Origin of the sequence: Rhizobium sp. 2MFCol3.1, assembly GCF_000377565.1 — a bacterium.
Classification (GTDB): Bacteria; Pseudomonadota; Alphaproteobacteria; order Rhizobiales; family Rhizobiaceae; genus Rhizobium.
Window position 1 is genome coordinate 98976 of sequence record NZ_KB898356.1, and the last position, 25522, is coordinate 124497.

Annotated in this window: 28 protein-coding genes and 1 tRNA gene; 17 read left to right on the forward strand and 12 right to left on the reverse strand. The window is 62.3% G+C overall.

Annotated features, from left to right (window positions below; all coding sequences use genetic code 11):
• Positions 1 to 150: 150 nt before the first annotated feature.
• Positions 151 to 1017 carry an LOG family protein gene (locus D460_RS0109125; protein WP_018898236.1) on the forward strand — a complete coding sequence of 289 codons (867 nt, stop codon included), beginning with the start codon at positions 151 to 153 and terminating at the stop codon, positions 1015 to 1017.
• A gap of 7 nt (positions 1018 to 1024) precedes the next feature.
• Here D460_RS0109125 and D460_RS0109130 read toward each other — a convergent pair whose 3' ends face one another.
• The 3 genes from D460_RS0109130 to D460_RS0109140 form a co-directional block, all read right to left on the reverse strand.
• Positions 1025 to 1444 carry a DUF2442 domain-containing protein gene (locus D460_RS0109130; RefSeq protein ID WP_018898237.1) on the reverse strand — a complete coding sequence of 140 codons (420 nt, stop codon included), beginning with the start codon at positions 1442 to 1444 and terminating at the stop codon, positions 1025 to 1027.
• Between the two features lie 109 nt (positions 1445 to 1553).
• Positions 1554 to 2195, reverse strand: a complete 642-nt coding sequence (locus D460_RS0109135) for an EF-hand domain-containing protein (RefSeq protein ID WP_018898238.1) — start codon at positions 2193 to 2195, stop codon at positions 1554 to 1556.
• A gap of 110 nt (positions 2196 to 2305) precedes the next feature.
• Positions 2306 to 3025: a pyrimidine 5'-nucleotidase gene (locus tag D460_RS0109140; protein ID WP_026282954.1), complete on the reverse strand. Its 720-nt coding sequence runs from the start codon at positions 3023 to 3025 to the stop codon at positions 2306 to 2308.
• Between the two features lie 120 nt (positions 3026 to 3145).
• On the opposite strand from D460_RS0109140, the gene D460_RS0109145 reads away from it, so the two are divergent.
• On the forward strand, positions 3146 to 3916 hold the full coding sequence (locus tag D460_RS0109145; protein WP_018898240.1) for an isocitrate lyase/phosphoenolpyruvate mutase family protein: 771 nt from the start codon (positions 3146 to 3148) through the stop codon (positions 3914 to 3916).
• 195 nt (positions 3917 to 4111) lie between these two features.
• On the opposite strand, the gene argB is transcribed toward D460_RS0109145, so the two are convergent.
• Positions 4112 to 4999 carry an acetylglutamate kinase gene (argB, locus tag D460_RS0109150; RefSeq protein WP_018898241.1) on the reverse strand — a complete coding sequence of 296 codons (888 nt, stop codon included), beginning with the start codon at positions 4997 to 4999 and terminating at the stop codon, positions 4112 to 4114.
• A gap of 163 nt (positions 5000 to 5162) precedes the next feature.
• Here argB and D460_RS0109155 point away from each other — a divergent pair, with 163 nt between their 5' ends.
• The 3 genes from D460_RS0109155 to D460_RS0109165 all read left to right on the forward strand — a co-directional run bounded on the left by D460_RS0109155 (position 5163) and on the right by D460_RS0109165 (position 7090).
• Positions 5163 to 5702 (forward strand): sigma-70 family RNA polymerase sigma factor, encoded by a 540-nt coding sequence (locus D460_RS0109155; protein WP_018898242.1) that lies wholly within the window; start codon positions 5163 to 5165, stop codon positions 5700 to 5702.
• Positions 5699 to 6427 carry an anti-sigma factor gene (locus D460_RS0109160; protein WP_018898243.1) on the forward strand — a complete coding sequence of 243 codons (729 nt, stop codon included), beginning with the start codon at positions 5699 to 5701 and terminating at the stop codon, positions 6425 to 6427. Before D460_RS0109155 ends, D460_RS0109160 begins: the two co-directional genes overlap by 4 nt.
• A 105-nt stretch (positions 6428 to 6532) precedes the next feature.
• Positions 6533 to 7090 (forward strand): fasciclin domain-containing protein, encoded by a 558-nt coding sequence (locus tag D460_RS0109165; protein ID WP_018898244.1) that lies wholly within the window; start codon positions 6533 to 6535, stop codon positions 7088 to 7090.
• 58 nt (positions 7091 to 7148) lie between these two features.
• Here the strand turns inward: D460_RS0109165 and yihA are convergent, their stop codons facing one another.
• The 4 genes from yihA to rpmH form a co-directional block, all read right to left on the reverse strand.
• Positions 7149 to 7805: a ribosome biogenesis GTP-binding protein YihA/YsxC gene (gene yihA / locus D460_RS0109170; protein WP_018898245.1), complete on the reverse strand. Its 657-nt coding sequence runs from the start codon at positions 7803 to 7805 to the stop codon at positions 7149 to 7151.
• Positions 7806 to 7946: 141 nt separating this feature from the next.
• Complete coding sequence (gene yidC / locus D460_RS0109175; RefSeq protein ID WP_018898246.1) at positions 7947 to 9734, reverse strand: membrane protein insertase YidC; 1788 nt, start codon at positions 9732 to 9734, stop codon at positions 7947 to 7949.
• On the reverse strand, positions 9734 to 10135 hold the full coding sequence (gene rnpA / locus D460_RS34990) for a ribonuclease P protein component (RefSeq protein WP_081619887.1): 402 nt from the start codon (positions 10133 to 10135) through the stop codon (positions 9734 to 9736). The genes yidC and rnpA overlap by 1 nt, the downstream gene beginning before the upstream one ends.
• Before the next feature lie 20 nt (positions 10136 to 10155).
• The gene (rpmH, locus tag D460_RS34995) at positions 10156 to 10290 is read right to left on the reverse strand and encodes a 50S ribosomal protein L34 (protein WP_065689331.1); all 135 of its coding nucleotides are present in this window, start codon (positions 10288 to 10290) and stop codon (positions 10156 to 10158) included.
• Positions 10291 to 10739: 449 nt separating this feature from the next.
• On the opposite strand from rpmH, the gene D460_RS0109185 reads away from it, so the two are divergent.
• From D460_RS0109185 to D460_RS0109205, 4 genes are all read left to right on the forward strand, one after another.
• Positions 10740 to 12737: a methyl-accepting chemotaxis protein gene (locus D460_RS0109185; RefSeq protein ID WP_026282955.1), complete on the forward strand. Its 1998-nt coding sequence runs from the start codon at positions 10740 to 10742 to the stop codon at positions 12735 to 12737.
• 155 nt (positions 12738 to 12892) lie between these two features.
• Entirely contained in the window at positions 12893 to 14407 is a 1515-nt protein-coding gene (locus D460_RS0109190; RefSeq protein ID WP_018898249.1) for a HAMP domain-containing sensor histidine kinase, read from the forward strand.
• A gap of 122 nt (positions 14408 to 14529) precedes the next feature.
• Positions 14530 to 14606, forward strand: a tRNA-Arg gene (locus tag D460_RS0109195).
• Positions 14607 to 15099: 493 nt separating this feature from the next.
• Entirely contained in the window at positions 15100 to 15267 is a 168-nt protein-coding gene (locus D460_RS0109205) for a hypothetical protein (RefSeq protein ID WP_018898251.1), read from the forward strand.
• A gap of 31 nt (positions 15268 to 15298) precedes the next feature.
• Here the strand turns inward: D460_RS0109205 and D460_RS35885 are convergent, their stop codons facing one another.
• A complete protein-coding gene (locus D460_RS35885) occupies positions 15299 to 15508 on the reverse strand; it encodes a hypothetical protein (RefSeq protein ID WP_026282957.1) in 210 nt (69 codons plus the stop codon).
• 137 nt (positions 15509 to 15645) lie between these two features.
• On the opposite strand from D460_RS35885, the gene D460_RS0109215 reads away from it, so the two are divergent.
• Together D460_RS0109215 and D460_RS0109220 are read left to right on the forward strand one after the other, a co-directional pair.
• The gene (locus D460_RS0109215) at positions 15646 to 15972 is read left to right on the forward strand and encodes a hypothetical protein (RefSeq protein WP_018898253.1); all 327 of its coding nucleotides are present in this window, start codon (positions 15646 to 15648) and stop codon (positions 15970 to 15972) included.
• A 167-nt stretch (positions 15973 to 16139) separates the two neighbouring features.
• On the forward strand, positions 16140 to 16511 hold the full coding sequence (locus tag D460_RS0109220) for a hypothetical protein (RefSeq protein ID WP_018898254.1): 372 nt from the start codon (positions 16140 to 16142) through the stop codon (positions 16509 to 16511).
• Positions 16512 to 16853: 342 nt separating this feature from the next.
• On the opposite strand, the gene D460_RS0109225 is transcribed toward D460_RS0109220, so the two are convergent.
• Positions 16854 to 17237: a hypothetical protein gene (locus tag D460_RS0109225; protein ID WP_018898255.1), complete on the reverse strand. Its 384-nt coding sequence runs from the start codon at positions 17235 to 17237 to the stop codon at positions 16854 to 16856.
• A gap of 190 nt (positions 17238 to 17427) precedes the next feature.
• Between D460_RS0109225 and D460_RS0109230 the strand changes: the two genes are divergently transcribed.
• Positions 17428 to 18675, forward strand: a complete 1248-nt coding sequence (locus tag D460_RS0109230) for an FAD-binding oxidoreductase (protein WP_018898256.1) — start codon at positions 17428 to 17430, stop codon at positions 18673 to 18675.
• Between the two features lie 60 nt (positions 18676 to 18735).
• Entirely contained in the window at positions 18736 to 19773 is a 1038-nt protein-coding gene (locus D460_RS0109235) for a 4-hydroxyproline epimerase (RefSeq protein ID WP_018898257.1), read from the forward strand.
• 18 nt (positions 19774 to 19791) lie between these two features.
• On the opposite strand, the gene D460_RS0109240 is transcribed toward D460_RS0109235, so the two are convergent.
• A complete protein-coding gene (locus D460_RS0109240; RefSeq protein WP_018898258.1) occupies positions 19792 to 20268 on the reverse strand; it encodes an RbsD/FucU domain-containing protein in 477 nt (158 codons plus the stop codon).
• Positions 20252 to 21499 carry an ROK family protein gene (locus D460_RS0109245; RefSeq protein ID WP_018898259.1) on the reverse strand — a complete coding sequence of 416 codons (1248 nt, stop codon included), beginning with the start codon at positions 21497 to 21499 and terminating at the stop codon, positions 20252 to 20254. Before D460_RS0109245 ends, D460_RS0109240 begins: the two co-directional genes overlap by 17 nt.
• Before the next feature lie 233 nt (positions 21500 to 21732).
• On the opposite strand from D460_RS0109245, the gene D460_RS0109250 reads away from it, so the two are divergent.
• The 4 genes from D460_RS0109250 (at position 21733) to D460_RS0109265 (ending at position 25508) form a co-directional block, all read left to right on the forward strand.
• Positions 21733 to 22758 (forward strand): sugar ABC transporter substrate-binding protein, encoded by a 1026-nt coding sequence (locus D460_RS0109250; RefSeq protein ID WP_018898260.1) that lies wholly within the window; start codon positions 21733 to 21735, stop codon positions 22756 to 22758.
• 265 nt (positions 22759 to 23023) lie between these two features.
• On the forward strand, positions 23024 to 24103 hold the full coding sequence (locus D460_RS0109255) for an ABC transporter permease (RefSeq protein ID WP_018898261.1): 1080 nt from the start codon (positions 23024 to 23026) through the stop codon (positions 24101 to 24103).
• Positions 24103 to 24885 (forward strand): ATP-binding cassette domain-containing protein, encoded by a 783-nt coding sequence (locus tag D460_RS0109260; protein ID WP_018898262.1) that lies wholly within the window; start codon positions 24103 to 24105, stop codon positions 24883 to 24885. Before D460_RS0109255 ends, D460_RS0109260 begins: the two co-directional genes overlap by 1 nt.
• Positions 24882 to 25508, forward strand: a complete 627-nt coding sequence (locus D460_RS0109265; RefSeq protein WP_018898263.1) for a nucleoside triphosphate hydrolase — start codon at positions 24882 to 24884, stop codon at positions 25506 to 25508. Before D460_RS0109260 ends, D460_RS0109265 begins: the two co-directional genes overlap by 4 nt.
• The last annotated feature ends 14 nt before the right edge of the window (positions 25509 to 25522 follow it).

Consider the following 25522-nt stretch of genomic DNA (forward strand, 5'->3'; position numbering starts at 1 on the left):
AGGCCTCCGGGAATTGTGATTGGCGGGATGCGATCTGCTCTATCGCATGCAGGGCTAAAATGGAATGATTTTTCGGGACCGTTCGGCTCCCGATCACTGCTACAAAACGACATACCGGCTGCACTGCCGGCAGGACTGAAAGGCATTGGAATGGCAAAGGCGAAAAACGGCAGACTGCGGCGCAAGGACGGCGTCTGGGATCCGTTGAAATCAAGCGAGACCGACAAGCAGCGCGCCGAAGCCGTGCCGAAAACGCCGCAGACCCTGTCGCCGGCCTATCGCCTTGCTTATGCCGACGAAGACTTCCTGTGCCGCGAGGAATTGCGGCCGATCCGGTTGCAACTGGAGCTGATGAAGCCGGAAATGCTGCTCACCGAGCGCGGCATCAAGTCGACTGTCGTGATGTTCGGCGGCGCCCGCATTCCGGCGCCCGGCCAGAGCGCCTGGGCGGCCCGCAACGACACGCAGCGCGCCAATCTGGAAGCCGCATCCGTTTATTACGACGAAGCGCGCAAGTTCGCCCGCCTGTGCTCGAAATACGCGGCCGGCTTCGATTTCCACGAGTACGTCGTCGTCACCGGCGGCGGCCCGGGTGTGATGGAGGCAGGCAACCGGGGTGCTGCCGACGAGGGCGCGCCCTCGATCGGCCTCAACATCGTGCTGCCGCACGAGCAGGCGCCGAATGTCTACGTGACGCCGGAGCTCAGCTTCAACTTCCACTACTTCGCCATCCGCAAGATGCATTTCATGGTGCGCGCCAAGGCGATTGCCGTCTTCCCTGGCGGCTTCGGCACGATGGACGAGTTCTTCGAATGCCTGACGCTGATCCAGACCGGCCGCATGGAAAAGATGCCGCTCATCCTCTTCGGCGAAAAATTCTGGAAGAGCATCATCAATTTCGAGGCTTTGGCCGAATTCGGCACGATCGCGCCCGATGACGTCGACCTGATCAGCTTCGTCGACACCGCCGACGCCGCCTGGAAGATCATCCAGGAATTCTACGAACACCCGGAATAGGGTGCGCTCAGGGGGCGTCGCCGGCCTTCTTCGGCCGGCCGCCCTTGGCGCCGTTCGCCCGGCTTGCGGCCGCCTTCGCGGGCGAGCGGGATTGCCCGCCACGGCGTTGCGCTTCCATGAAACTCCTGGTGCCGAACACGCCGTTCATCAGACCTGAAAACGGGTAGTCGGCATCAAGGCTTTCCCAGTGAAGGCCGGTCTCTCCAAGCAATCCGACTTCCGCAAGCTCGGCCACGGTCGCTTCTTCCAGTCCCTGTAAAGCCCGCGCAGGGAAGATAAACGATGCGCCATTGGTGAAATCGAGGATGATGCGCTCCGAAGCGGCATCGAAGCGAACTGATGCGGGTATCGGTCGCTCGGCGCGCTCCGCCTCCCAGCGCTGCTTTGCCTGCGCGAGTTCGGCGTCGGTGATCTTGTTCTTGACCATGTGGAAAGAATAACCCAACAACTTGGGTATTTCAATCAGACGAAAAAGCCCGCCGCGATCGTCGCGGCGGGCTCGGATGTCTATCGGTTCCCGTCTCGCGAGCCCGTTTTTACAGGAATGGGCGCTGCGGCATGTCGGCGATCGAGATGACGCCGTCCTTGTTGGTGTCCATCCGCGTGAAGAACTTCTCGAAGGCGGCTTCGGCTTCCTGCTTGGAAATCTGGCCGTTCTCGTCCGTGTCGATGCGCTGCATGATCAGGAGTTCGCGGATCATGCCTGGGCCGCGCATGCCGTGTCGGCCTGGGCCACGACCGGCTTCGTCCTGCGGCGGTGCGGGCTGGCCTGCGTCGGCATCGGCCGGCGGCGGGGCGGGCGGGGCTTCGTCATCGGCCGCCATGTCTTCGGCAGGCGCCTTCATCTTGGCCATCTGCGCTTCGTGATACTTGCGGATTTCGCCCGGTGTCAGCGAGCCGTCATTGTTGGTGTCGATCGCCGCGAAGATCGCTTCCATGCCCTTTTGGGCTTCGTCCTTGGAGATCTGGCCATCCTTGTTCGTGTCGAACTGCTGCAGCATGCGCACGAAGACGACTTCCCGCATCACCGGCCCGCGCATTCCGCCGCCCATCATCGCGTGGTGTGGCCTTGGCGGATGCTTGTGCTTGTCGCCGGGCGCGGCAAAACTGCTGCCGGCTGCGGTACCGACAATCAAGACGGAGGAAAGTGCGGCCAGTATCAGCTTGTTCCGAGACATTTGGGTTCCTTTCAGTGTGCAATCTCATTGGGGATCACAGACGAAAAGGTATGGCGGACAAGCCCGATTACCCAGTTAAACATCGGTAAGCTGGATGAAACTTTCGTAATTTAGCCGGTAATATTGGGCGTAATCTTGCCAAGGAAATCAGTAAGATCGTCAGTCACGAAGTCGATGTGATCGTCCTCGCCGCTGGTCTTTTCCCACCACTCGACGACAGTGTCCTCGAGATTGTTGGGCACCAGCAGAACGGTCTGCATGCCAAGCGCCTTCGGCGCGATCAGGTTGCGTGGCAGATCCTCGAACATTGCAGCCTTCTGCGTCTCGACGCGCTTCAGCTGGGTGAACTTGTCATAGGTCTGCTGCGCCGGCTTCGGCACGAACTCGGCGGCCACGATGTCGAAGATATCGTCGAAATGGTCGAGAATCCCAAGCGCGCCGGCCGCCATCTCCGCATGCTTGACGCTGCCGTTCGTGAAGATGAACTTGCGGCCGGGCAGCGCCTTGATCGCGGCACCCAGTTCCGGCTGGGCCGTCAGGCTGGAATAGTCGATCGCATGCGCCTTCTCGAGGAAGTCGTTGGGATCGACGCCGTGGTGGATCATCAGCCCCTGCAGCGTCGTGCCGTGATCGTAATAATACTGCTTCTGCAGCTTGCGCGCCTCGTCCAGCTCCATCTGCAGCAGCGTCGAGACATAGGCCGTCATGTTCTTGTCGATCTGCGCGAACAGATTGACGTGATGCGGATAGAGTGTGTTGTCGAGGTCGAAGACCCACTCTGTCACATGCGAGAAGTCGGAATGGGTGGGCGTGCGATCGATCTTGCTCATCCTTGCCTTATGCCACGCGTCGCCTTCGATTGAAATCCGGAATGCGACCATTCACGCCGGCCGATTGATCGCCTGACGTGATCGCACTAGTTTTCCGGCACAAGAAACGAGGAGGCGAAGATGAATCAGGCTGAAAAGGCAAAGACGTTCGGCGCGCTACACCAGAAGGGCAATCCCGTCGTTCTCTACAATGTGTGGGACGCGGGAACGGCAAAGGCCGTGACCGAGGCGGGCGCCAAGGCGCTGGCGACGGGCAGCTGGTCGGTCGCCGCCGCGCAGGGCTATGGCGATGGCGAGAAAATCCCGATGGAGGCGCTGGTCGCAACCACCCGCCAGATCACCGCGGTCAACGATCTGCCGCTCTCCGTCGATTTCGAGGGCGCCTATTCCACCGATCCCTTACGCGCTGCCGCCAATGTCGAAAAGCTGCTCGATGCCGGCGCGATCGGCATCAATTTCGAGGATCAGGTGGTGGGTGGTGACGGGCTGCATCCGGTCGAGAAACAGGCCGCCCGCATCCGCGCCATCCGCGAGATGGCGGATCGCCGCGGCATCGCGTTCTTCATCAATGCGCGCACCGACCTGTTCTTGCGCGAAGGTGATCTTGCCAAGCATGCTGGTCTAGTCGAGGAGGCGCTGGAGCGTGGCAAGGCTTATGCCGCCGCCGGTGCCGATGGCTTCTTTGTGCCCTGGTTGATCGATGAAGCCTTGATCGAGAAGATCTGCGCCGCGTCGCCGCTGCCTGTCAATATCATGATGCGGCCGGGCGCGCCTGATGTGAAGATGCTGGCGGAGCTTGGTGTCAGCCGTGTCAGCTATGGGCCGGGGCCGTATCGGGCGATGATGGAGAAGCTGAAAGAGGCAGCCGCGGCGGTTTACGGGACGCTATGAGGTAGACCCCTCCCCAACCCCTCCCCACAAGGGGGAGGGGCTAAGTCGTGGCAACGTCCGCGAAAACTCGCACAACTAAAGTTCGTTGAGAGGCTTCGCCTTAGTGGGGAGGGTGCGCCCAGCAAGCCCCTCCCCCTTGTGGGGAGGGGTTGGGGAGGGGACTTCACCCCGACCGCAACAGAAAAACGACCGCCCCTAAGGAACGATCAGCGTACCCGCGCCGCGCTCGGTGAAGATCTCGAGCAGCACGGAATGCGCGGTCTTGCCGTTGAGGATGACGACACCCTGCACGCCGGCCTTGATCGCGTCGATGCAGGTCTCGACCTTCGGGATCATGCCGCCGGAGATCGTGCCGTCGGCGATCAGCTGGTGGGCCTGCGAGACCGAGAGTTCCTTGATCAGGTTGCCCTGCTTGTCGAGGACACCGGGAACGTCGGTGAGGAACAAGAGGCGCGTCGCGTTGAGCGCGCCGGCAATGGCGCCTGCGAACGTGTCGGCATTGATGTTGTAGGTCGCGCCGTCGCGGCCCGGAGCAACCGGGGCGATGACGGGGATCATTTCCGAGCGGGCCAGAAGGTCGATCAGCGTGCGGTCGACTTCAACCACTTCGCCGACGAAGCCGAGGTCGAGAACGCGCTCGATGTTGCTGTCGGGGTCCTTGATGGTCTTCCGCGCCTTTTCGGCGAAGACCATGTTGCCGTCCTTGCCGCAAAGGCCGATCGCCCATTCGCCCGTCTGGTTGATCAGCGCGACGATTTCCTTGTTGATCGAGCCGGCGAGAACCATTTCGACGATCTCGACCGTCTTGGCGTCGGTGACGCGCAGGCCGCCTTCGAATTTCGATTCGATACCCATCTTCGTCAGCATCGCGCCGATCTGCGGGCCGCCGCCGTGCACGACGATCGGGTTGACGCCCGACTGCTTCAGAAGCGCGATATCGCTGGCAAAGGCCTTGCCGAGCTCGGGATTGCCCATGGCATGGCCGCCGTATTTCACGACGATCGTCTTGTTTTCGTAACGCTGCATGAAGGGCAGCGCCTGCGCCAGCAGCCGTGCCTGGATTTCGCTTTCGGTCTCGGTCATCGGATACCCCGCAGAAAAATGGTTGCGGCCTTTTATCCCAAGTTTTTGACAGATGGAATAATCAATGGCCCGATAGTTCGCGCAATTTGCCCACACCCCGCCGTCTTGCCAAGCGTGAGCGAACACCCATAGTTAGGGTAGGACATTGGGGAAGAGACACGGCATGACGAGCGAGGAAATCGCCGAACTGATCGGCCGGGTTGCAATGCGCGACCGAAAGGCTTTCGTGGCTCTGTACCGTGAAACAAGCCCGAAACTTTTTGCGATCTGCCTGCGTATCTTGAAGGACAAGACGGAGGGGGAGGAAGCATTGCAAGAGGTCTATATCAAGGTCTGGCAACGCGCTTCCGCCTTTGCGATCTCTTCGGGAACGCCTTCGTCCTGGCTTGCGGCGATCGCGCGCAACCAGGCGATCGATACGCTCAGAAGCCGCAAGCCGGTAGCCGACGAATTGGACAGCGCCTATGATCTCGCAGACAGCCAACTTGATCCGGAAGCGACAACTGTGATCCGCGATGAAGGAAGGCGGATTGACACCTGCATGGAACAGTTGGAAGCTGATCGTGCGGTGGCGGTCAGACGGGCTTATGTCGAAGGGCTGAGCTATCAGGAACTGGCCGGTGAGTTCGGCGTGCCCCTGAACACGATGCGCACATGGCTGCGGCGCAGCCTATTGAAGCTGAGAGAGTGCCTGGAACGATGACGTCGTCCGATCAAAGCAAGGGAGGTCGCTCCCGCGATGAGGTACTCGCCGGTGAGTATGTTCTCGGTGTTCTCTCTTTCCAGGATCGGCGTGTCGTAGAGGACCGCATGCGGGTCGACCGGCAGTTCGCCGCGATCGTCAGCCGCTGGGAGGCGAACCTCTCCACCTTCAATGATGATTATGACGCCGTCACCCCCGGCCAGGAAACCTTCAAGCAGGTCGAAGCCCGCCTGTTCGGCACCCCGCAGCAGGCAGCCGTGCCGGGTAGAGGTGTCTGGAATTCCCTTTTCTTCTGGCGCTGTCTCGCCGCCGTCTCGCTCGTCATCACGTCGGCTGCCCTGTCGCTGACGGTCGCGACGGTATCGCCGCTGAAGCCGACCGTCCCGCCGCTGGTCGCGCAATTGTCGGGACCTGCAAGCCAGGTCAATCTGCTGGCGTCTTATGAGGCCCAAACCGGCCGGATGCGGATCATTCCGGTCGCCGCAGGCAAGCCGGAGGAGAAGTCGCTCGAGCTGTGGCTGTTGCCCGAAGGCGGCACGCCGAAGTCGCTCGGCATCTTCGCGGCGGGAGAGGGCGGCGATGGCGAACTGGTCATCCCCGTGGACATGCGTTCCGCCATCGGCGAGGGCACGAGCTTCGCGGTCAGCCTCGAACCCTTCGGCGGCTCGCCGACGGGCGCGCCGACCGGCCCCGTCGTTGCAAGCGGTGCCGCGCACCGGCCGTAAGATCGGCTGAAACTTTTTCTGGCAACCTTCCGTAGATCCTCATGTCCCAGCGACGCTGATGCATTCAGCCGGCGACCCGCGAGCGGACGGATGAGGAGAACAGTCATGATCAAGTCCGCACTGCGCACGGCAGCCCTTGCAGTCGCCGTATCCGCAATCGCCTTTGCCGCGCAGGCCAAGAACCCGATGGTCGGTGGCGCCGCCATGTATCCAACCAAGAACATCGTCCAGAATGCCATGAAGTCGAAGGATCACACGACGCTGGTCGCCGCCGTCAAGGCAGCCGGCCTGGTCTCGACGCTCGAGGGCAAGGGTCCGTTCACGGTCTTCGCGCCGACCAACGAAGCTTTCGCCGCACTCCCCGCCGGCACCGTCGATACGCTGCTGAAGCCTGAGAACAAGGCCAAGCTCACCAAGATACTCACCTGCCACGTGGTGGCTGCCGATGCCATGGCCAAGACCGTCGCCAAGATGATCAAGGACGATGGCGGCGAGCATGACATCAAGACGGTCGGCGGCTGCGTGCTGAAGGCCAAGGAAGACATGGGCAAGATCACGCTGACCGACGAAAGCGGCGGCGTTGCCCATGTCACGATCGCCGACGTCAAGCAGTCGAACGGCGTCATTCACGTCATCGACAAGGTCTTGCTGCCGAAGATGTAATCTTGAGTTCAGGCAGCAAACGGGGGCGCCCTGTCAACACCACTGGGGCGCCTCCACCTCACTTCCAGTGATCGGCGCCCACGGTGAGCGCGATCGCCTCGCGCAGATCGTCCAGCCCTTCGCTCTTTTCGGACGAGGTAGCGATGATCCCGGGATAGGCGGCGGGGCGCTTCTTGATCTTCTCGGCCGTCTCGGCAAGCAGCTTCACCACCGCCGGCGGCTTGATCTTGTCGGTCTTGGTCAGCACCACCTGATAGGAGACGGCGGCCTTGTCGAGCAGGTCGAGAACCTCGTCGTCGTTCTTCTTGATGCCGTGGCGGCTGTCGATCAGCACATAGACGCGCTTCAGCGTCGCGCGACCGCGCAGATAGTCGAACACCAGCTTGGTCCAGGCATCGACATGCTCCTTCGGCGCCTTGGCGTAGCCGTAGCCCGGCATGTCGACCAGCGCCATTGGCGGCAGATCGCCGGCCTCGCCGGAATAGCCCTCGGGCACGAAATAGTTCAGTTCCTGCGTACGCCCCGGCGTGTTCGAGGTGCGCGCCAGACCATGCTGGCCGACGAGCGCGTTGATCAGCGACGACTTGCCGACATTCGAGCGGCCGGCAAAGGCCACCTCGGCCGGCCCTTCCGGCGGCAGGAACTTCAGGGAGGGCACGCCACGGATGAAGATCCAGGGGCGGCCGAAGAGCGGCTTGTCTTTATTGTCGGTCATTCGGCCTTTTCCAGCGCGTCCAATTCCAGTGAACCTATGGCATTCAGGTTTCGGGCGATTTTGTCAACCGGCAGGCCTGATTGTCGCGAGAAGCATCCCGGTGCCACAAAAGAAAAAGCCCCGGCGAACCGGGGCTTTTTGCTATTTCTCTGTCGGCGCCGGCTTTCGCTTGAACAGCCCCTTCAGATTGTCGAAGAGCTCGATCTTCACGCCGTGGCGGCGCATGATGACGCCCTGCTGGATGACTGACAGCGTGTTGTTCCAGGCCCAGTAGATGACCAGACCGGCCGGGAAGCTTGCCAGCATGAAGGTGAAGACCAGCGGCATCCAGTTGAAGATCATCGCCTGCGTCGGATCCGGCGGAGTCGGGTTCATGCGCATCTGCAGGAACATCGTGACGCCCATGATCAGCGGCCATACGCCGAGATGCAGGAAGGTCGGAGCGGCGAACGGCAGCAGGCCGAACAGGTTGATGAACGAGGTCGGATCGGGCGCCGAAAGGTCCTGGATCCAGCCGAAGAACGGCGCGTGGCGCATCTCGATGGTGATGTAGATCACCTTGTAGAGCGAGAAGAAGATCGGGATCTGCAGCGCGATCGGCCAGCAACCGGCGATCGGGTTGATCTTCTCTTCCTTGTAGAGCGCCATGGTCGCCTGCTGTAGGCCCATGCGGTCGTCGCCGAACTTCGCCTTCAGCTCTTCCATCTTCGGCTGCACGCGCTTCATGTTCGCCATCGAAGCGTACTGCTTGCTGGCGAGCGGGAAGAACAGCGCCTTGACGACGATCGTGGTCATCAGGATCGCGACGCCGAAGTTGCCGAAGTAACGGAAGAAGAAGTCCATCAGTTTGAACATCGGCTTCGTCAGGAAGTAGAACCAACCCCAGTCGATCAGGCGGTCGAAGCGCGGGATCTGGTAGGTTGCCTCGTAGCCGTCGATGACGGGAACTTCCTTGGCGCCGGCAAAGACAAGGTTCTTCAGTTCGAGCGACTGGCCAGGCGCGACGGTGACGGCGTTCTGCTTGTAGTCGGCCTGGAAGCGCGGCTGGCCATCGGTGAAGTGGCTGAAGCGGGCGTCGTAGGCGGTCGTCTGCGGCGGAATGATCGTCGCGGCCCAGTACTTGTCGGTGATGCCGAGCCAGCCACCAGTCGCCGTTGCCGGCGTCACGGCTTCCTTCTCGACGGAAGCATACTTGCTCTCGATCAGGCCGTCTTCGCCGATCACGCCGATGAAGCCTTCGTGCAGCACGTAGGTCGAAGCGACGGCGGGCTTGTTGTAGCGCGTCACGCGGCCGTAGGAGGACAGCGCCGCAGGTGCCTGGCCGGCATTGGTGATCTTGTCGGTGATCGTGAACATGTAGCGTTCGTCGACCGAGATCGTGCGGGCGAATGTGATGCCCTTGTCATTGGTGTAGGTCAGCGTGACCGGGGTCTTTTCGGTCAGCTTCGCGCCTTCGGGAGCCGTCCAGAGCGTCGAGGGGCCGGGGACGTTGCCGGTCGCGGCGTCGCCGATGTAGCCGAGTTCGGCGAAGTAGCCGTCCTTGGTTTCCGACGGGCTGAACAGCGTGATGATCGGGCTCGAGTCATCCACTGTCTCGTGGTAGCCCTTGAGCTTCAGGTCGTCGAGGCGGCCGCCGGCAAGGTTGATCGAGCCGGAAAGCGCTGCCGTGTCGATGATGACGCGCGGGTTCTTGGCAAGGGCATCGGCCAGCGACGTGGTCGCCGGCGCCTGGCCGGTCGGAGCAGCGCCATTCGTCTGCGCGCCATTCGCTGCCGGCGTCTGCGTCTGCTGGGTCGTCTGCTGTGCCTTCTGGGCAAGCTCGGCCTTGCGTTGCGCTTCGATGCGCGGATTCATGTAAAGGAATTGCCACCCGAGAACGATCAGCACGGAGAGAGCGATCGCAATGAAGTAGTTGCGGTTGTTTTGCATCATACGTTCCTGGGGCGGCCGTCTCCGGACCGCTTGTGTTTCGGCTTCGTCTCGACGCGAGCCGTAAGCTCAGCGGCTAATTGATGGAAGGATGCTTGGAGCACGTCCCTTCGCGCGACAACCACATAGTCGTGTCCGGGCTTCATTGCAAACCCTGCATGCAGCCGTACCGCCTCTTTCAGGCGCCGACGCATGCGGTTTCTTTCAACCGCGTTGCCATGCTTCTTGGTGACGGTGAAGCCGACGCGGGCTTCGGTATCGGGTTCCTTCCTGTCGAGCACCTCGAGAAGGAAGAATCCACCCCTGCGTTTTTCGCCATTGCGAACAGCAAGAAACTGCGGGCGGCTTTTCAGCCGCCCGGCAGTTATTTTGGGATCTTTGGTCGTCGGATCGCCCGTCATCTGATCGGGCACTTCCGGCCTTAGGCCGAAAGACGCTTGCGGCCGCGGCCGCGACGAGCAACGATGACCTTACGGCCGCCCTTGGTAGCCATACGTGCACGGAAACCGTGACGACGCTTGCGAACAAGCTTGGAAGGTTGGTAAGTACGCTTCATTTATTTTAATCACCGCGGAGTGCGGCCCTTCTTGAATTTGCATAATGCAAGGAGCGTTGTTTTTCGAACGGCGGGAGGCTCAAAAAGCCTTATATGACCGGACGTGCGGCGGCTTATACGGACGAAGGTCGCGAAAGTCAATTATCGCAGGGAGAATCCGCTCTGCTCGCCTCTTGGGTGTGAAAATTAGCAGATGCTGTTAATGATTGCGCCGTCGGGCGCACATCGCGGCCGCTATCATTTTATTCCGTTTCCGCAGCCCAAACGTGCGCTTATCCAGCCTCTGTGCGTTTTTCGCGCAAAAAATCGCGTCGGCAACCATCGTTCATGGATGATTTTTTATAGTAGCCGGCGAAAATATCGGAAATTCAACATTAATTGTTTTAGCGCAATTTGATCTAACGGCCGGGCATCCAGTTTTCGGCCTCTAGTCTTATTGGGGGGATCCTTTGAAAATCCGAGGCAAGATCAACATACTCGTATGCGCCATGTCCTGTGTCGCGCTGGTTATCGGCGCGACCGCACTTTGGGCCGTGCAGCGCTACAACAACAATCTCTCCGCCTATGAGGATGCCGCCAGCCGCGCCTATTCCGGCGAGCGCCTGAACCGCTACGTGACCGCGACCGTCATGGAAGCGCGCGGCATCTATGGCGCTGCCTCGACAAAGGACGCCGCAAGCTTCGCCAAGGGTCTGCTCGCAGCACTCGACCAGATCGACGCCACCATCACATCCTGGACGCCGCTGGTTCCCGACAACCAGATGGATGCGTTCAACAAGCTCAAGGCCCGCTCGGCCGAATTCCGCACCTTCCGCGCCGAAACCGCGCGCCTCGGCACCGAGGTCAGCCCGCAGGCCGCCAACGAGCAGGGCAACAACGACGCCAACCGCGCCAACCGCAAGGCCTTCCAGGCCGAGATCGACGCGATCGTCGCCACCGACAAGGCCACGCTCGACGCCGTCAACCAGGAAGTCGAAAGCTTCCGCACCTCGGTTCTCTGGCTGGTTCTCGGCATCACCGGCTTCGGCATCGCGGCCGGCATCGGCATGGGCCTTTATGTCGGCACCATCCATCTCTCGCGTCCGATCAAGAAGGTCACCGAGGCGATCAAGAACGTCGCCGACGGCAACTTCGACACCGATGTTCCTTTCCCCGGCCGCAACGACGAGATCGGCGAAATGGCTGCTGCCGTCGCGGTGTTCAAGGAGAATGGCCTCGCCGTTCGCCGCATGAACGCCCAGGAAGCCGCCATGCGCGCCAAGAGCGACGACCTGCAGTCGAGCATGTCCGTCGTCGTGGCCGCCGCTGCCGCCGGCGATTTCTCGCGCCGGATCGACAAGGATTACCAGGACGACAATCTCAACCAGTTCGCCAGCAACATCAACCAGCTGCTCTCGGGCGTCGATGGCGGCGTCGGCGAAACCCGCCGTGTTATCGCGAGCCTGTCTGAAGGCGATCTGACGCAGACCATGCGCGGCAACTTCCAGGGCGCCTTCGCCGAGCTGCAGAAGAACGTCAACAGCACCTTCGCCACGCTGCAATCGACCATGCGCGAAGTGCGCGAGACCGCCGAGGGCTTCCACGGCAACACCAACGAACTGCGCGCCGCCAGCGACGACCTCTCCAAGCGCACCGAACAGCAGGCGGCTGCCCTTGAGGAAACCTCGGCCGCGCTGGACGAGATCACCGCCGTCGTCAACAACTCGACCGATCGCGCCCAGGAAGCCAGCGTCATGGTTTCCGAGGCCAAGGACGATGCCGGCAAGTCGGGCGTTGTCGTTCGCAACGCCGTCGATGCCATGGGCCGCATCGAGCAGGCCTCGCGCGAAATCAGCCAGATCATCAACGTCATCGACGAGATCGCCTTCCAGACCAACCTGCTGGCGCTCAACGCCGGTGTCGAGGCCGCGCGTGCCGGCGAAGCGGGCAAGGGCTTTGCCGTCGTCGCCCAGGAAGTTCGCGAACTCGCGCAGCGCTCGGCAACAGCCGCCAAGGATATCAAGGGCCTGATCACCAAGTCCGGCGGCGAAGTCCAGATCGGCGTCAAGCTGGTGCAGGAAACCGGTGAGGCGCTCTCGCAGATCGAGCGCCGCGTCAACGCCATCAACGACCACATCCACTCGATCGCCACGGCCGCCAAGGAGCAGTCGACCGGTCTCAAGGAGGTCAACACCGCCGTCAACCAGATGGACCAGGTGACGCAGCAGAACGCCGCCATGGTCGAGGAAACCTCGGCGGCCACCCACAAGCTGTCGTCGGAAGCAGACAGCCTCGTGCGCCTGATCTCACGCTTCAAGGTGTCGAACGCGCAGCATGCGGCGCCCGTTGCCGTCGCCCGCTACGAGGAGCACCGCCCCGTTGCCTCGCCAGCCCGCCGCGCCATGGGCAGCGTTGCCCGCGCCTTCAACGGCAACGCCGCGGTCGACCAGAGCTGGGAAGAATTCTGATCTCTCGGTCTGCAAACTGAACAAGAGCGCCGCCTTCGGGCGGCGTTCGCGTTTCGGCAATATGTCGCACCGCTCGCAAAGATTTGAAAGCGACGCGGTTTCGTCTAATATAGAGATTGAATCCGTGGCGCATGGCGCCGGTTGGACGAGAAGCGATGCCCGCCCCTGATCAAGGCCAAACTGTTCCCGAAGCACTCACGACGGCGACCGATGCCGCGCGCTCGTCATGCCGGCCCGCCGGGATGTTCGGCGGCATCTCCGGCAAGCTCCTGTGGCTGACCGTCGTCTGCATCATGCTCGCAGAAGTGCTGATCTTCTTTCCCTCGGTGGCCTCGATGCGCCTCCGCTGGCTGGATGAGCGGCTCAACGCCGCCGCCGCCGCCGCCATCGCCATCGATGGCCTGCAGCCGGTGGAGCTGCCGCGCGACCTGCAGCGCCAGACCCTGGAAGCGACGGGCACCAAGGCGATCGTGCTGCGCAAGGACGGTACCTCGCGGCTGCTCGCCACCTGGGACATGCCGGCATCCGTCGATGAGCAATATGATCTCACCAGCGTGCCAGCCGTCACCGCCATGCGCGATGCGCTCGACACGCTGATTTTCGGCGGCGACCGGATGATCCGCGTCTATGGGCCGGTGCAGGACACCAATATCGGTGTCGAAGTGCTGATGAAGGACAAGCATCTGCGCAATGCGATGCTGCTCTACTCCCGCAACGTCTTCCTGCTGTCGATCCTGATCTCGCTGTTTACCGCCACGCTCGTCTTCTTCGCGATCAACCGTATTCTGATCCGGCCGATCCGCCGACTGACGGGCAGCATGCAGCAGTTTTCCGCCGATCCCGAAAATCCGCAGCATGTCTTCGTTGGCGATGGCGGGCGCGACGAACTGGGCATTGCCGGCCGCCACCTGACCGCCATGCAGCTGCAGCTCCAGAAGACGCTGAAACAGCAGAGCAACCTCGCGGCCCTCGGCTTGGCCGTCTCCAAGATCAACCATGACATGCGCAACATCCTCGCCTCCGCGCAGCTGATGTCCGACCGCCTGGTTGATGTCGACGACCCCATGGTGAAGCGCTTCGCCCCGAAGCTGCTCCGCACCATCGACCGCGCCGTCGGCTACACCACCGAGGTTCTCTCCTACGGCCAGGCCAGCGAATCGGCCCCCCGCCGCCGCCTTGTCAGGGTGACGACGCTTGTCGAGGATGTCAGGGACATGCTGGCGATCGATCCGCAGAGCGATGTGGAGTTCGTCGAGCAGATCAACGCCGATCTCGAAGTGGATGCCGACAACGAGCAGCTGTTCCGCGTCATCCACAATCTCTGCCGCAACGCCCTGCAGGCGCTGACGTCAAACAATGCAGGCGCGGGCCCGCGACGCATCACCGTCGCCGCTCATCGCATCGGCAGCGTCGTCAGCATCACCGTCGATGACACCGGCCCCGGCATGCCGCAGAAGGCCCGCCAGAACCTCTTCACCGCGTTTCGCGGCTCCGCTCGCTCCGGCGGCACGGGGCTTGGTCTCGCCATCGCCCGCGAACTGGTGCTCGCCCACGGCGGCACCATCGCGCTTGTGGAAAAACCATCGATCGGCACCCAGTTCCGGATCGAAATCCCCGATCGCCCTGTGTCGCTGGACGATTACCGCGGCCGCAGCCTCTTGGAAAAGTGATGCAATCCCGCGTTCCCGGCAGCTCGCGAAGAAAGACGTCACTTTTTTTACAAACCCTATTGCATTCATCCAGATGACCCTTTAGAGAACCGCTCACGCCAGCGGGACACACCGCTGCAGACGCACCCGTAGCTCAGCTGGATAGAGCACCAGACTACGAATCTGGGGGTCAGGAGTTCGAATCTCTTCGGGTGCGCCACTTCTCTTTTCTCATGAAAATTTAGCACGATGACCTCAAGCAAGGTCGAATTCTGCTCGTCTAAATTTTTAAAGCCGATCTCCGCGATTCCCATTCTCCGCGAGTCGTGAGACACTTCCCCGGTACGAAATCCATACGATCACCAGAGCGTTGCACAGGCCGGCATTCCCTCACGGAATGCAGGGCAGGTGTGTCCGCGCATTCGTTGCGAGGTCGGGCCGATGGACTCAGATTTCTATGCGCAGCTAGCCACTGACGTTTTGACGAACCGCTCTCGTCATGTGGGAGCATCTCTGCGAGATCGATTCGAGCGGGACCGGTGTGCGTCGGATGCGGCCTGCTATGCGCTTGCGGCCGCCGGTCTTATCGATTTCGAGGAACTCACCGCCCGCATGTTTGAGCAGGAGCGCGCGTTGCTCGATCGGCACGGGTTCCAACCTTGATGGCCCGCCGAAAGAAGAAGCGGGAAGCCCCTTTCACCCTGGAGATAGCCATGCTGCATTTGTCGGGCCTCGATTGGATCGAGACCTTCGAATACGTCTCGCGACGGCACGGGATCGGCATGACCAGCAGCGATATCAAGGTATTTGCCGTGGCCGCCGAATATAGCTACGAGCTCGAGCTTATAGAGGCGGTGCGCAAAGGGTGGATCTATGTCTGAGGGGCGTGCCGAACGCGTCTAACTAATCGCCCTACCGCCGCCGGCCGACCGACGAAATCAGATACCCCACGGCAAACGTCATCGCGGCCACCGCGATCCCGGTGCTGATGACGCCGGCGGGTGTGGTCCTGGCGCTGCCTTGCAGCGTGATGTGCTTTCCGACGCGAAGGTCGAAGACCGATTTCATTTCCTCCGGGTGAGTGGGGACGTCTTGTGCACGTTCGTCCTGAAGAGCTGACACTGTCTGATCCTCCATCTTGATGTTGGCACCTGCGCGATGCGGGCGTGGCGCTAGCTTGGCACAATGTTGCCAGACGATTGTCTCGGCAAGATGCCTTTGGGGCAGGACATGCCGTGGCCGTGGGCCGGAGAGATTGAATGCTGAGCAATATGGTTCGTGGAATGGTGTTTCTGGCGTCGGTGGCGGCCTTGGCCGGTTGCGTCGATCATGCCAACGGCCCGATGCTGACGCCCGTCAACACGCTCGACCCGCCGCTCAATCCACCCGGCATCGCCCACAACATCTGCGTCGCCGACGGCAACGTCATGTATAACGAGGCGCGCAAGCAATACGAGGCGCGGGCGCAGATGTCGCGTTATGCGATCGATCCCGCCAATGAGGAAGCGCAGGCGAGGGCGGCCGCGCGCCGTCAATATGTCACCTGCATCTCCAGCCAGGGCTACCGCGCCGTCTACGACCAGTAGGAGCGGCCTGATATCACGCCCAAAGCGCAATCGGGATCACGCCGTAGGCGTAATCGGGATCACGCGCAATCGCCTGTGATCACGACTGTTGGAGCGCGCTTGCAAGCGCGGAACTTTGCAAGCTGAGACGGCATTTTCTTCATGTGAATCCTGAAGGAGGGTTTATCATGAAAATCTCCCGTTACATCCCGTCCGTCCTGTCGCTTGGCGTCATCGCCGCACTCTCGGCCGCGGTGCCTGTTCAGGCGGCACCTGCCGACCAGTCCATGCCGCAGGCTCAAGTTATTCAGGTGGCTGAGACCCAGTCGGGCTATTGGCACGGCTATCACGGCTCGCGCACGGAGCGGCCCGGCACCCGCCGCCACGACGGCTACTGGTATCCCGATGCCGCCTTCGGCGTCGACCGCCAGACCACAGGCTCGATCGGCGAGCGCCCGATGCAGCCCCCAATGCAGCAGATGCACAGGCAGACCTATTGCCAGGGCACCTTCGGCGGCACCAATGGCGACGGCTCCATGCCATGCGGCAACGAGTGGTGAGTCGGTCTCGAAGGCGACGGCAAAGGCCGCCGCCTTCGGCCCATGTGGCTGGAATTGCTCATATCCTGGCAGGTTTGATGAAATGATGTGCATGAATCGAATGCGAATGACGATCTAAGGGGTTGTGTTATGCGCTTGGCGCATTGCTGCGTTGCGGTATTCTCCCTATTCCTGATCGAAACCATGGGCTATCTATCCCCTCGAAGGCAGCGCACTCCTCCTCCCAGCGCTCCTTCATCGGACTGACAACACTCCTCCTCCCAGTTGTCAGTCAGGATCAAGAGCCCGGTGCACCTCCTCCCGCACCGGGCTCTTTTCCATTCTGGACCTTCGATCTCCTAGCTAGTTGCCGATCCTCGCCACGCCCGTCTGGCCGTTGTCGCGCGTCCACTTCACCTTCCCGGGCCCCGCCGTCTCCAGCTCGAAACACATCGGCGCGCCGTCGTACCAGGTCCGGAATTTCTGGCAGAGCCGGTTCGAATCGATCCACCATTTGCCCTGGTCGTTCGGCTTGAAGAATTTTCCAAGCCCGATCGCCTCGCCGCTGCCGTCGACCACGCCTGATGTGTGGTAGTTCAGCGGCAATTCGCCGCCGAGCGGCGTCGCGAGATAGATGGTCCTGCCGATGATGTCATGGCGTATCGCATCCTCCTCAAGCGCGCCGGCGAAGGCGAGCGACGGGCAGAGCAGGGCGATCGTAAGAAGGATGCTGGGCACTGCCTTCATGGCGCGGTCCTTGGTTGATATCCTTCCGCAATAAACGGAAACAACGCTCGGAAAGTTTCATGACACTTGCGCTAACCGCGCGGCTGAGTCTTGTCTCTCATCGCTAAAAATTCAGATGGAAGTCGCCTGTGTTCTGATATATCACAGTGCTGTCGGTGGTGTGGTCCGCCGCGCGAATGGGCGGTGAGGGATGAACGAGAAGAAACAGACGGTCGCGGTTGTCGGCGCAGGTGTCATCGGTGCGGCGATCGCGCTCGAATTGCAGCGTCGCGGGTTGCAGGTCACGCTGATCGACAAGGGCGAGCCCGGGCGCGGCACCTCTTATGGCAACATGGCCAGCATCGCGCTCGATTTCGCGGCCGGCTCCGGCCCCAATACCTGGCGCAAGATCCCCCGCTGGCTGCTCGATCCCGAAGGCCCCGTCTGGCTGCGCCCCGCCTACGCCTTGAAGATGGCGCCATGGTTCCTGCGTTTCATCGCCGCCGGTCGGCCCTCGCGGCTGCGTGACATCGAGGATGCGGGCATGAGCCTCTCCAATCCTGCGCTCGCCGATTTCCGCGCCATGCTGGATACGATCGCGGCACCCGAGCTGATGACCGACGAAGGCTGCCTGGCGATCTACGAGACCGAGGCGGAATTCGAAGGCGATCGCGGCCACATCGATTTCATGCGCCGCTACGGATTCGATTTCGACGTGCTCGAAGGTGCTGCCATCCGCGATCTGGAGCCCTCGCTCTCGCCGTCGATCGCCAAGGCGGTCCTGCTGCCCGACAACAAGACCATTCGCGATCCCTATCGCCTGGTGGTCAAGCTCGCCGACGCGGCCCGCGAACGCGGCGCGACCTTTGTGTCCGGCGCCGTTCGCACCGTAGAGAAAAACGCCGACGGCACGTCCGTCGTGCTGCTCGAAAGCGGCGAGCGTATCGCGGCCGATTTCGTCGTGCTGGCGGCCGGCGTCCACACCCGCTTCCTGACGGAAAAGCTCGGCGAGCCGATCCCGCTCGAGACCGAGCGCGGTTACCACACCCAGATCATGCAGCCCGGCGTCTCCATGCGCTATTCGGTGATCTGGCCGCACCGCGCCTTCATGATCACGCCGACGGCGGGCGGTATCCGCGTCGGCGGCAATGTCGAGCTGGCGGGGCTCGATGCCGCGCCCGATTTCCGCCGCGCCCGCGTCCTCGTTCGCCATGCCCAGCGCGCCGTCCCGGGCCTTCAGGTCAAGGACGCGACAGAGTGGATGGGGCATCGTCCGTCGCTGCCCGACACGATCCCGATCATCTCGCCGTCGTCGAAAATGCAGGGCGTCTACTATGCGACCGGTCACGGCCATCTCGGCCTCACCTATTCGGCCACCACCGCGCAGCTGATCGCGGATATGGTGACGGGGGCCAAACCCGCCATCGACATGACGCCGTTCCGTATTAACCGCTATTGAGACATAACAGAGTGCCGGCGACGACGAGGTCGCTCTGCCGGCGGATGATGGGAGACGCCGATGAGATGGAAGCGCACGATCCAGCTTCTGGATGTCCACGCCGAAGGTGAGATCGGAAAGGTCGCGATCGGCGGCGTTCCGAAAATCCCAGGCAACACCGTTGCCGAGCAGCTGCATTGGCTGAACACCGATCCGAAGGGCCAGGAGCTTCGCCGCTTCCTCTGCCTCGAGCCGCGCGGCGCGCCGATCGGCTCCGTCAATCTGCTGCTGCCGCCCAAGCACCCGGATGCCGATGCCGCCTTCATCATCCTGCAGCCGGATCAGGCGCATGCCAGCTCCGGCTCGAACTCGATCTGCGTCACCACGGCGCTGCTCGAATCAGGCATCGTCGAGATGAACGAGCCGGAAACGGTGGTCACGCTGGAAACGGCGGCCGGCCTCGTCAAGGCGACCGCCACCTGCCGCGATGGCCGCTGCGAGAAGGTCAAGCTCACGATGGTGCCGTCCTTCGTGCACGAGCTCGACGTCTCGCTGGAGACCGAGCAGTGGGGCACGATCAAGCTCGACCTCTGCTACGGCGGCATCTTCTATGCGCTTGTCGATGTCGGCCAGATCGGCCTGACGATCGCCAAGTCCAATGCCGCCGCCCTCGTCAGCGCCGGCATGGTGATCAAGGAAAAGATCAACCGCGAGATCAAGGTCGTGCACCCTGAGATCCCGGCGATCTCGGGCGTCGCTTATGTGATGTTCCGCGATCTCGAAGCCGATGGCACGGTGCGCACCTGCACCACCATGTGGCCCGGCCGCGCCGATCGCTCGCCCTGCGGCACCGGCAACTCCGCAAATCTCGCGACGCTGCATGCGCGCGGCAAGGCGAAGGTCGGCGATGTCTTCAAGTCGCGCTCGATCATCGATTCTGAGTTCGAGGTCGGGCTTCTGGCCGAGACCATCGTCGCCGGCCGCCCCGCCGTCATCCCGACGATCACGGGTCGCGGCTTCACCTTCGGCCTGTCGCAGGTGGCGCTCGATCCCTTCGATCCGCACCCCGGCGGCTTCGCGCTGACGGATGTCTGGGGACCGCTGGCCGGCGAGATCTGATCGCCGGCTGAGCCGTCGTCAGTAGGGAAATGGGTCGACCTGGGCTTTGCTCTTGTCGCCCGGCTTGCCCGGATGGATCACGCCCTTGCGCAGGATGATATTGCCGTAAAGGCGCGGCTCGCTGGTCTGGATCAGCGCATGCGCTGCCTTCACCCTGTTGTAGAAATCGGGCCCCACCAGCGGCACCACCTGCCGATGCGGCTCGTAATGCGCGCAGCAGTCGATCATCTCCTCGTGCACGGGGTCGAGCTTGTCGCGCTCGCCCTTCACGGTGGCGCGGAAGATCGCCTCCGGCACGAACTCGTCGATCGGCAACACGCTCAACACGGCATCGAGCACGGGGATGATGCCATGCCCATCGAGCCGGATCAGCCGCCGCGCATCCTCGAGGCCCGGATAGTTGCCGTCGACGATGGCGATCTCGTCGCCATGGCCCATGGCGCGCAGCGTCGAGAGCAACTCGGGGCTCAGGATCGGGTTAAGTCCCTTCAGCATTCTCCACCTCCTTGAAGAGCACGTTCTGGTCCGTGAGATAGCGGGCGAAGATCGGCAGGCTGGCGCCGCCGATGGCACGCGCATGCGCCCCCACCGCGCCCTCGATGATATCGGGCATGACGACGCCCTGCAGGTCTAGCCTGTCCGCTTCGTAGATCGTCGCCTGCACGATCCGCTCACGAACCCAGCCCGGAAAGCCGCCATCGATGACGGCGGCGCTGAAATCGATGATCGACGCGGCCGCGACGATGCCCTGTGCCAGCGCCTTGGCGGTATCCTGGATCCACAATTCGAGCGGCTCGCCGAAGTCGATCCAGTCGTCGGCCGAATACCAGAGCGGCTCCGGATCGATCCCGCGCTCGCGCAGCATGTTTTCGAGCACGAAGATCGAGGCGACCTCGAGCAGCTGCAGCGTCTCGCCGTTCTTGCCGCGCACGGGAAGCGGGCCGATCGCGCCGGCCGTGCCGGTGCGGCCGGAAAAGATGGCCGAGTTCAAAACGATGCCGCCGCCGATGAAGGAGCCGATGAAGAAATAGACGAAATCGGGATGTTGCGGACCGATGCCGAAGACGAGTTCCGCGCCACAGGCGCTGGTCGCGTCGTTCTGCAGATAGACGGGGTAGGGGAGGCTCGCCGCCACCTCGGCATGCAGGTCGTAATCGCGCCAGACGTCCATCGCGCCTTTGGGCGAGCCCACTTCCTCTTCCCAGTTCCAGAGCTCAAAAGGTGCCGCGATGCCGACGCCGGCGATCCGGCTGCGCTCGTCGTCGCTCAGCCGGCTTTCCAGCTCCTGAATACCTGACACGATGAAGTTCAGAAACAGGTCGGGCAGGGGGTAGGCGTAGGTCACATGCAGCTGCATGCGGATCTTGCCGACGAAATCCATCAGCACCAGATCGGCGCTGCGCCGCCCCATCTTCACGCCGAAGGAATAGACGGCATCGGGATTGAGTCGCATCGGAACCGAGGGTTGCCCCACGCGTCCGCGGACCGGCTCGCCGCGCGAAAGCAGCCCTTCCTTTTCCAGCACGCGCATGATCACCGACACGGTTTGCGCCGAAAGGCCCGTGCGGCGCGCGATATCCGCTTTCGACTGGGCGCCATGAAGGCGCACCAGCGAAAGCACCAATCTTTCATTGTATGCGCGAACCCGAACCTGGTTCGCACCGCCTGCCGGACTGACGCCAGGCAGCTGGGCCGGCAAGTGAACCGGACCTCTCATCGACGACATTGGCCATTCCTCCCTTGATCGGCCTATGCGTTATTTTCGCCGAGCATGCCACAAGGAATTAATAATTCAATTGGATTTATTTATTGACAAGCCAAATTCTTTCGCCCTTAATTAGCGTCGTAAACAGCACGAAACGGCTTGGAGGAAGCCATCGGCGGTATTCGAAGGCGGCGTTCGTGCTTTAAAATTCCGGCCAGCCATGGGGCGGTCCGGCTACACTCTGGGAGGAGTAAATGAAGAAATCAGTGCTTTCCGCAGCGCTCGCCGCGCTGGCCCTCGGCGTCGCCTTCTCGGCGCCCGCAAAGGCCGCGGACGTTTCCGCCTGCCTGATCACCAAGACCGACACCAACCCCTTCTTCGTCAAGATGAAGGAAGGCGCGACCGCAAAGGCCAAGGAACTCGGCGTCAACCTGAAGTCCTATGCCGGCAAGATCGATGGTGACAGTGAAAGCCAGGTGGCCGCGATCGAAACCTGCATCGCCGATGGCGCCAAGGGTATCCTGATTGCCGCTTCCGACACCAAGGGCATCGTGCCGAACGTGAAGAAGGCCCGCGACGCCGGCCTGCTCGTCATCGCGCTCGACACCCCGCTGGAACCGATCGACAGCGCCGACATGACCTTTGCCACCGACAATCTGCTCGCCGGCAAGCTGATCGGCCAGTGGGCCAAGGAAACGCTGGGCGACAAGGCTGCGGACGCCAAGGTAGCCTTCCTCGACCTGACGCCGTCGCAGCCGTCGGTCGACGTTCTGCGTGACCAGGGCTTCATGATGGGCTTCGGTATCGACCCGAAGGATCCGAACAAGATCGGCGACGAGGATGACAAGCGCATCGTCGGCCACGACATCACCAACGGCAACGAAGAAGGCGGCCGTACCGCGATGGAAAACCTTCTCCAGAAGGATCCGACCATCAACGTCGTCCACACCATCAACGAACCGGCTGCCGCCGGCGCCTATGAAGCGCTGAAGGCTGTCGGCCGCGAGAAGGACGTGCTGATCGTCTCCGTCGACGGCGGTTGCCCGGGTGTCAAGAACGTCGCCGACGGCGTCATCGGCGCCACCTCGCAGCAGTATCCGCTGCAGATGGCAGCACTTGGCATCGAGGCGATCAAGAAGTTCGCCGACAGCGGCGAAAAGCCGAAGCCGACCGAAGGCAAGAACTTCTTCGACACCGGCGTGACGCTCGTTACCGACAAGCCGGTCTCCGGCGTCAAGTCGATCGACACCAAGGAAGGCCTGGGCAAGTGCTGGGGCTAAGCGATCGGCTTTAAGACCCCTCCCAACCCTCCCCACAAGGGGGAGGGTCTAACCCGGCCGGTCCCGTTGAGCCCTGACTGGGGCAGGTGGGTGCCGCAAGTCTTCTCCCCCCTTGTGGGGGAGATGGCCGGCAGGCCAGAGGGGGACTTTCCCGATGCATCGACTGTGACCCCAGGCGGCCGAAGGGCAGGCCTGGGGAAAGACCACCACTCACATGCAATCGTCCCGCGCACGCACGGCGGACAGGATTCCGGGAGGAACATCCATGAGTGAGCCAACCGCGGCATCGCCGCATCACGATTACGAAAAAGTCCTCAAGGACAGTTCGACCGACGTCGCCTCGTTCGACACGGACGACAAGAGTTTCCTTCAAAAGTTCCGGCATTTCCTGCATTCGAGCCCATCGGCGGTATCGCTGATCGTGCTCGTGCTGTCGCTGGTCATCTTCGGCGCCCTGTTGGGCACCAAGTTCTTCTCCGCCTTCTCGCTGACGCTCATCCTTCAGCAGGTGGCGATCACGGGCATCGTCGGCGCCGCGCAGACGCTGGTCATCATGACGGCGGGCATCGATCTCTCGGTCGGCGCCATCATGGTGCTGTCCTCGGTCGTCATGGGCCAGTTCGTCTTCCGCTACGGTCTTCCGGTCGAACTCGCGATCCTCTGTGGCTTTGCCGTCGGCGCGCTCTGCGGCTTCATCAATGGTTGGCTCGTCGCCCGCATGAAGCTGCCGCCCTTCATCGTCACGCTCGGCATGTGGCAGATCGTTCTGGCGACGAACTTCCTCTATTCCGCCAACGAGACGATCCGCGCCCAGGAAATCGAAACCACGGCGCCGCTCCTTCAGCTCTTCGGTGATACCTTCCGCATCGGCGGCGCGGTCTTCACCTACGGCGTCATCGCCATGGTGCTGCTCGTTGCCTTCCTCTGGTATGTGCTGAACCACACGCCCTGGGGCCGCCATCTCTACGCTGTGGGTGACGATCCTGAGGCGGCCGAACTGTCGGGTGTCAACGTCAAGCGCATGCTGATCTCGGTCTATGTGCTCTCGGGCATAATCTGCGCGCTCGCCGGCTGGGCCCTCATCGGCCGCATCGGATCGGTGTCGCCCACCGCCGGCCAGTTCGCCAACATCGAAAGCATCACCGCGGTGGTGATCGGCGGCATCTCGCTCTTCGGCGGCCGCGGCTCCGTTCTCGGCATGATGTTCGGCGCGCTCATCGTCGGCGTCTTCTCGCTCGGTCTGCGCCTGCTCGGCACGGACGTGCAATGGACCTACCTCTTGATCGGCGTACTCATCATCGTCGCCGTCGCAATCGACCAGTGGATCAGAAAGGCAGCAGGCTGATGGCTACCGAACCCCTTCTCATGGCACGTGGTCTCGTCAAGCGCTACGGCCGCGTTACCGCCCTCGACCATGCCGACTTCGATCTCTATCCGGGCGAAATCCTGGCGGTGATCGGTGATAACGGCGCCGGCAAGTCCTCGCTCATCAAGGCGATCTCCGGCGCCATCCGCCCCGACGAAGGCGAGATCCGCCTCGAGGGCCAGCCGATCAACTTCCATTCACCGATGGAAGCCAGAAAGGCCGGTATCGAGACCGTCTATCAGAACCTTGCCCTGTCGCCGGCGCTCTCCATCGCCGACAACATGTTCCTCGGCCGCGAAATCCGCAAACCGGGCTTCATGGGCAAGTTCATGCGCAAGCTCGATCATTCCGCAATGGAAAAGATGGCGCGGCAGAAGCTCACCGAGCTTGGCCTGATGACCATCCAGAACATCAACCAGGCGGTCGAGACCCTCTCCGGCGGTCAGCGCCAGGGCGTGGCTGTCGCCCGCGCGGCGGCCTTCGGCTCCAAGGTCATCATTCTCGATGAGCCGACGGCGGCCTTGGGCGTCAAGGAAAGCCGGCGCGTGCTGGAACTCATCCTCGACGTCCGCTCGCGCGGCATCCCGATCGTGCTGATCTCGCACAACATGCCGCACGTCTTCGAGGTGGCCGACCGCATCCACATCCACCGCCTCGGCCGTCGCTTGACGGTGATCAATCCGAAGGAATACACAATGTCGGATGCCGTCGCCTTCATGACCGGCGCCAAGTCAGTTCCTACGGAGCCAGTTGCCGCATGACGATGACGATCGAGGATATCGCCGGCGAGGTTCTTGCCCGCGCCGGCGACAAGAAGCGCTTTCTGATCGCTATCGCCGGCCCGCCCGGCGCCGGCAAATCCACCATGGCAGACCACATCGCCGACGCCTTGCGCGCCGGCGGCGAAACGGCGGCGGTGCTGCCGATGGATGGTTTCCACATGGACAATGCCATCCTGATCGAGCGAGGCCAGCTTGCCCGCAAGGGCATCCCCGAGACCTTCGACGTGCGCGGCTTCCTCGATATCATCCGCGCCGTTCGCCTGGCCGATCAGGAAGTGCTGGTGCCGGTGTTCGATCGCTCGCGGGAGCTTGCCATCGCCTCGGCGCGTCCCATCGGCCCGGAGCACCGCTTCATCATCGTCGAGGGCAACTACCTGCTTTTCAGCCTCGGTAAGTGGGCGGAGCTCGAAGGCGTGTTCGATTATTCGATCATGCTCGCCCCGCCGATCGAGGTGCTGGAGGAGCGGCTGTGGGCGCGCTGGCGCGGCTACAAGCTGAGCGAGGAGGAGTCTGCTCGCAAGGTCTATGAGAACGACCTTCCGAACGGTCGCCTCATTCTCGGCAATCGCCGCCGCGCCGACGTCACCCTCGAGATCGCCTGATCGCATTTGCCCGG

Bases quoted from the DNA above. Each gene is read 5' to 3' on its own strand.
- D460_RS0109125 (WP_018898236.1), top strand. From the start codon at position 151: ATGGCAAAGGCGAAAAACGGCAGACTGCGGCGCAAGGACGGCGTCTGG.
- D460_RS0109130 (WP_018898237.1), bottom strand. From the start codon at position 1,444: ATGGTCAAGAACAAGATCACCGACGCCGAACTCGCGCAGGCAAAGCAG.
- D460_RS0109135 (WP_018898238.1), bottom strand. From the start codon at position 2,195: ATGTCTCGGAACAAGCTGATACTGGCCGCACTTTCCTCCGTCTTGATT.
- D460_RS0109140 (WP_026282954.1), bottom strand. From the start codon at position 3,025: ATGAGCAAGATCGATCGCACGCCCACCCATTCCGACTTCTCGCATGTG.
- D460_RS0109145 (WP_018898240.1), top strand. From the start codon at position 3,146: ATGAATCAGGCTGAAAAGGCAAAGACGTTCGGCGCGCTACACCAGAAG.
- argB (WP_018898241.1), bottom strand. From the start codon at position 4,999: ATGACCGAGACCGAAAGCGAAATCCAGGCACGGCTGCTGGCGCAGGCG.
- D460_RS0109155 (WP_018898242.1), top strand. From the start codon at position 5,163: ATGACGAGCGAGGAAATCGCCGAACTGATCGGCCGGGTTGCAATGCGC.
- D460_RS0109160 (WP_018898243.1), top strand. From the start codon at position 5,699: ATGACGTCGTCCGATCAAAGCAAGGGAGGTCGCTCCCGCGATGAGGTA.
- D460_RS0109165 (WP_018898244.1), top strand. From the start codon at position 6,533: ATGATCAAGTCCGCACTGCGCACGGCAGCCCTTGCAGTCGCCGTATCC.
- yihA (WP_018898245.1), bottom strand. From the start codon at position 7,805: ATGACCGACAATAAAGACAAGCCGCTCTTCGGCCGCCCCTGGATCTTC.
- yidC (WP_018898246.1), bottom strand. From the start codon at position 9,734: ATGCAAAACAACCGCAACTACTTCATTGCGATCGCTCTCTCCGTGCTG.
- rnpA (WP_081619887.1), bottom strand. From the start codon at position 10,135: ATGACGGGCGATCCGACGACCAAAGATCCCAAAATAACTGCCGGGCGG.
- rpmH (WP_065689331.1), bottom strand. From the start codon at position 10,290: ATGAAGCGTACTTACCAACCTTCCAAGCTTGTTCGCAAGCGTCGTCAC.
- D460_RS0109190 (WP_018898249.1), top strand. From the start codon at position 12,893: ATGCCCGCCCCTGATCAAGGCCAAACTGTTCCCGAAGCACTCACGACG.
- D460_RS0109205 (WP_018898251.1), top strand. From the start codon at position 15,100: ATGCTGCATTTGTCGGGCCTCGATTGGATCGAGACCTTCGAATACGTC.
- D460_RS0109215 (WP_018898253.1), top strand. From the start codon at position 15,646: ATGCTGAGCAATATGGTTCGTGGAATGGTGTTTCTGGCGTCGGTGGCG.
- D460_RS0109220 (WP_018898254.1), top strand. From the start codon at position 16,140: ATGAAAATCTCCCGTTACATCCCGTCCGTCCTGTCGCTTGGCGTCATC.
- D460_RS0109225 (WP_018898255.1), bottom strand. From the start codon at position 17,237: ATGAAGGCAGTGCCCAGCATCCTTCTTACGATCGCCCTGCTCTGCCCG.
- D460_RS0109230 (WP_018898256.1), top strand. From the start codon at position 17,428: ATGAACGAGAAGAAACAGACGGTCGCGGTTGTCGGCGCAGGTGTCATC.
- D460_RS0109235 (WP_018898257.1), top strand. From the start codon at position 18,736: ATGAGATGGAAGCGCACGATCCAGCTTCTGGATGTCCACGCCGAAGGT.
- D460_RS0109240 (WP_018898258.1), bottom strand. From the start codon at position 20,268: ATGCTGAAGGGACTTAACCCGATCCTGAGCCCCGAGTTGCTCTCGACG.
- D460_RS0109245 (WP_018898259.1), bottom strand. From the start codon at position 21,499: ATGTCGTCGATGAGAGGTCCGGTTCACTTGCCGGCCCAGCTGCCTGGC.
- D460_RS0109250 (WP_018898260.1), top strand. From the start codon at position 21,733: ATGAAGAAATCAGTGCTTTCCGCAGCGCTCGCCGCGCTGGCCCTCGGC.
- D460_RS0109255 (WP_018898261.1), top strand. From the start codon at position 23,024: ATGAGTGAGCCAACCGCGGCATCGCCGCATCACGATTACGAAAAAGTC.
- D460_RS0109260 (WP_018898262.1), top strand. From the start codon at position 24,103: ATGGCTACCGAACCCCTTCTCATGGCACGTGGTCTCGTCAAGCGCTAC.
- D460_RS0109265 (WP_018898263.1), top strand. From the start codon at position 24,882: ATGACGATGACGATCGAGGATATCGCCGGCGAGGTTCTTGCCCGCGCC.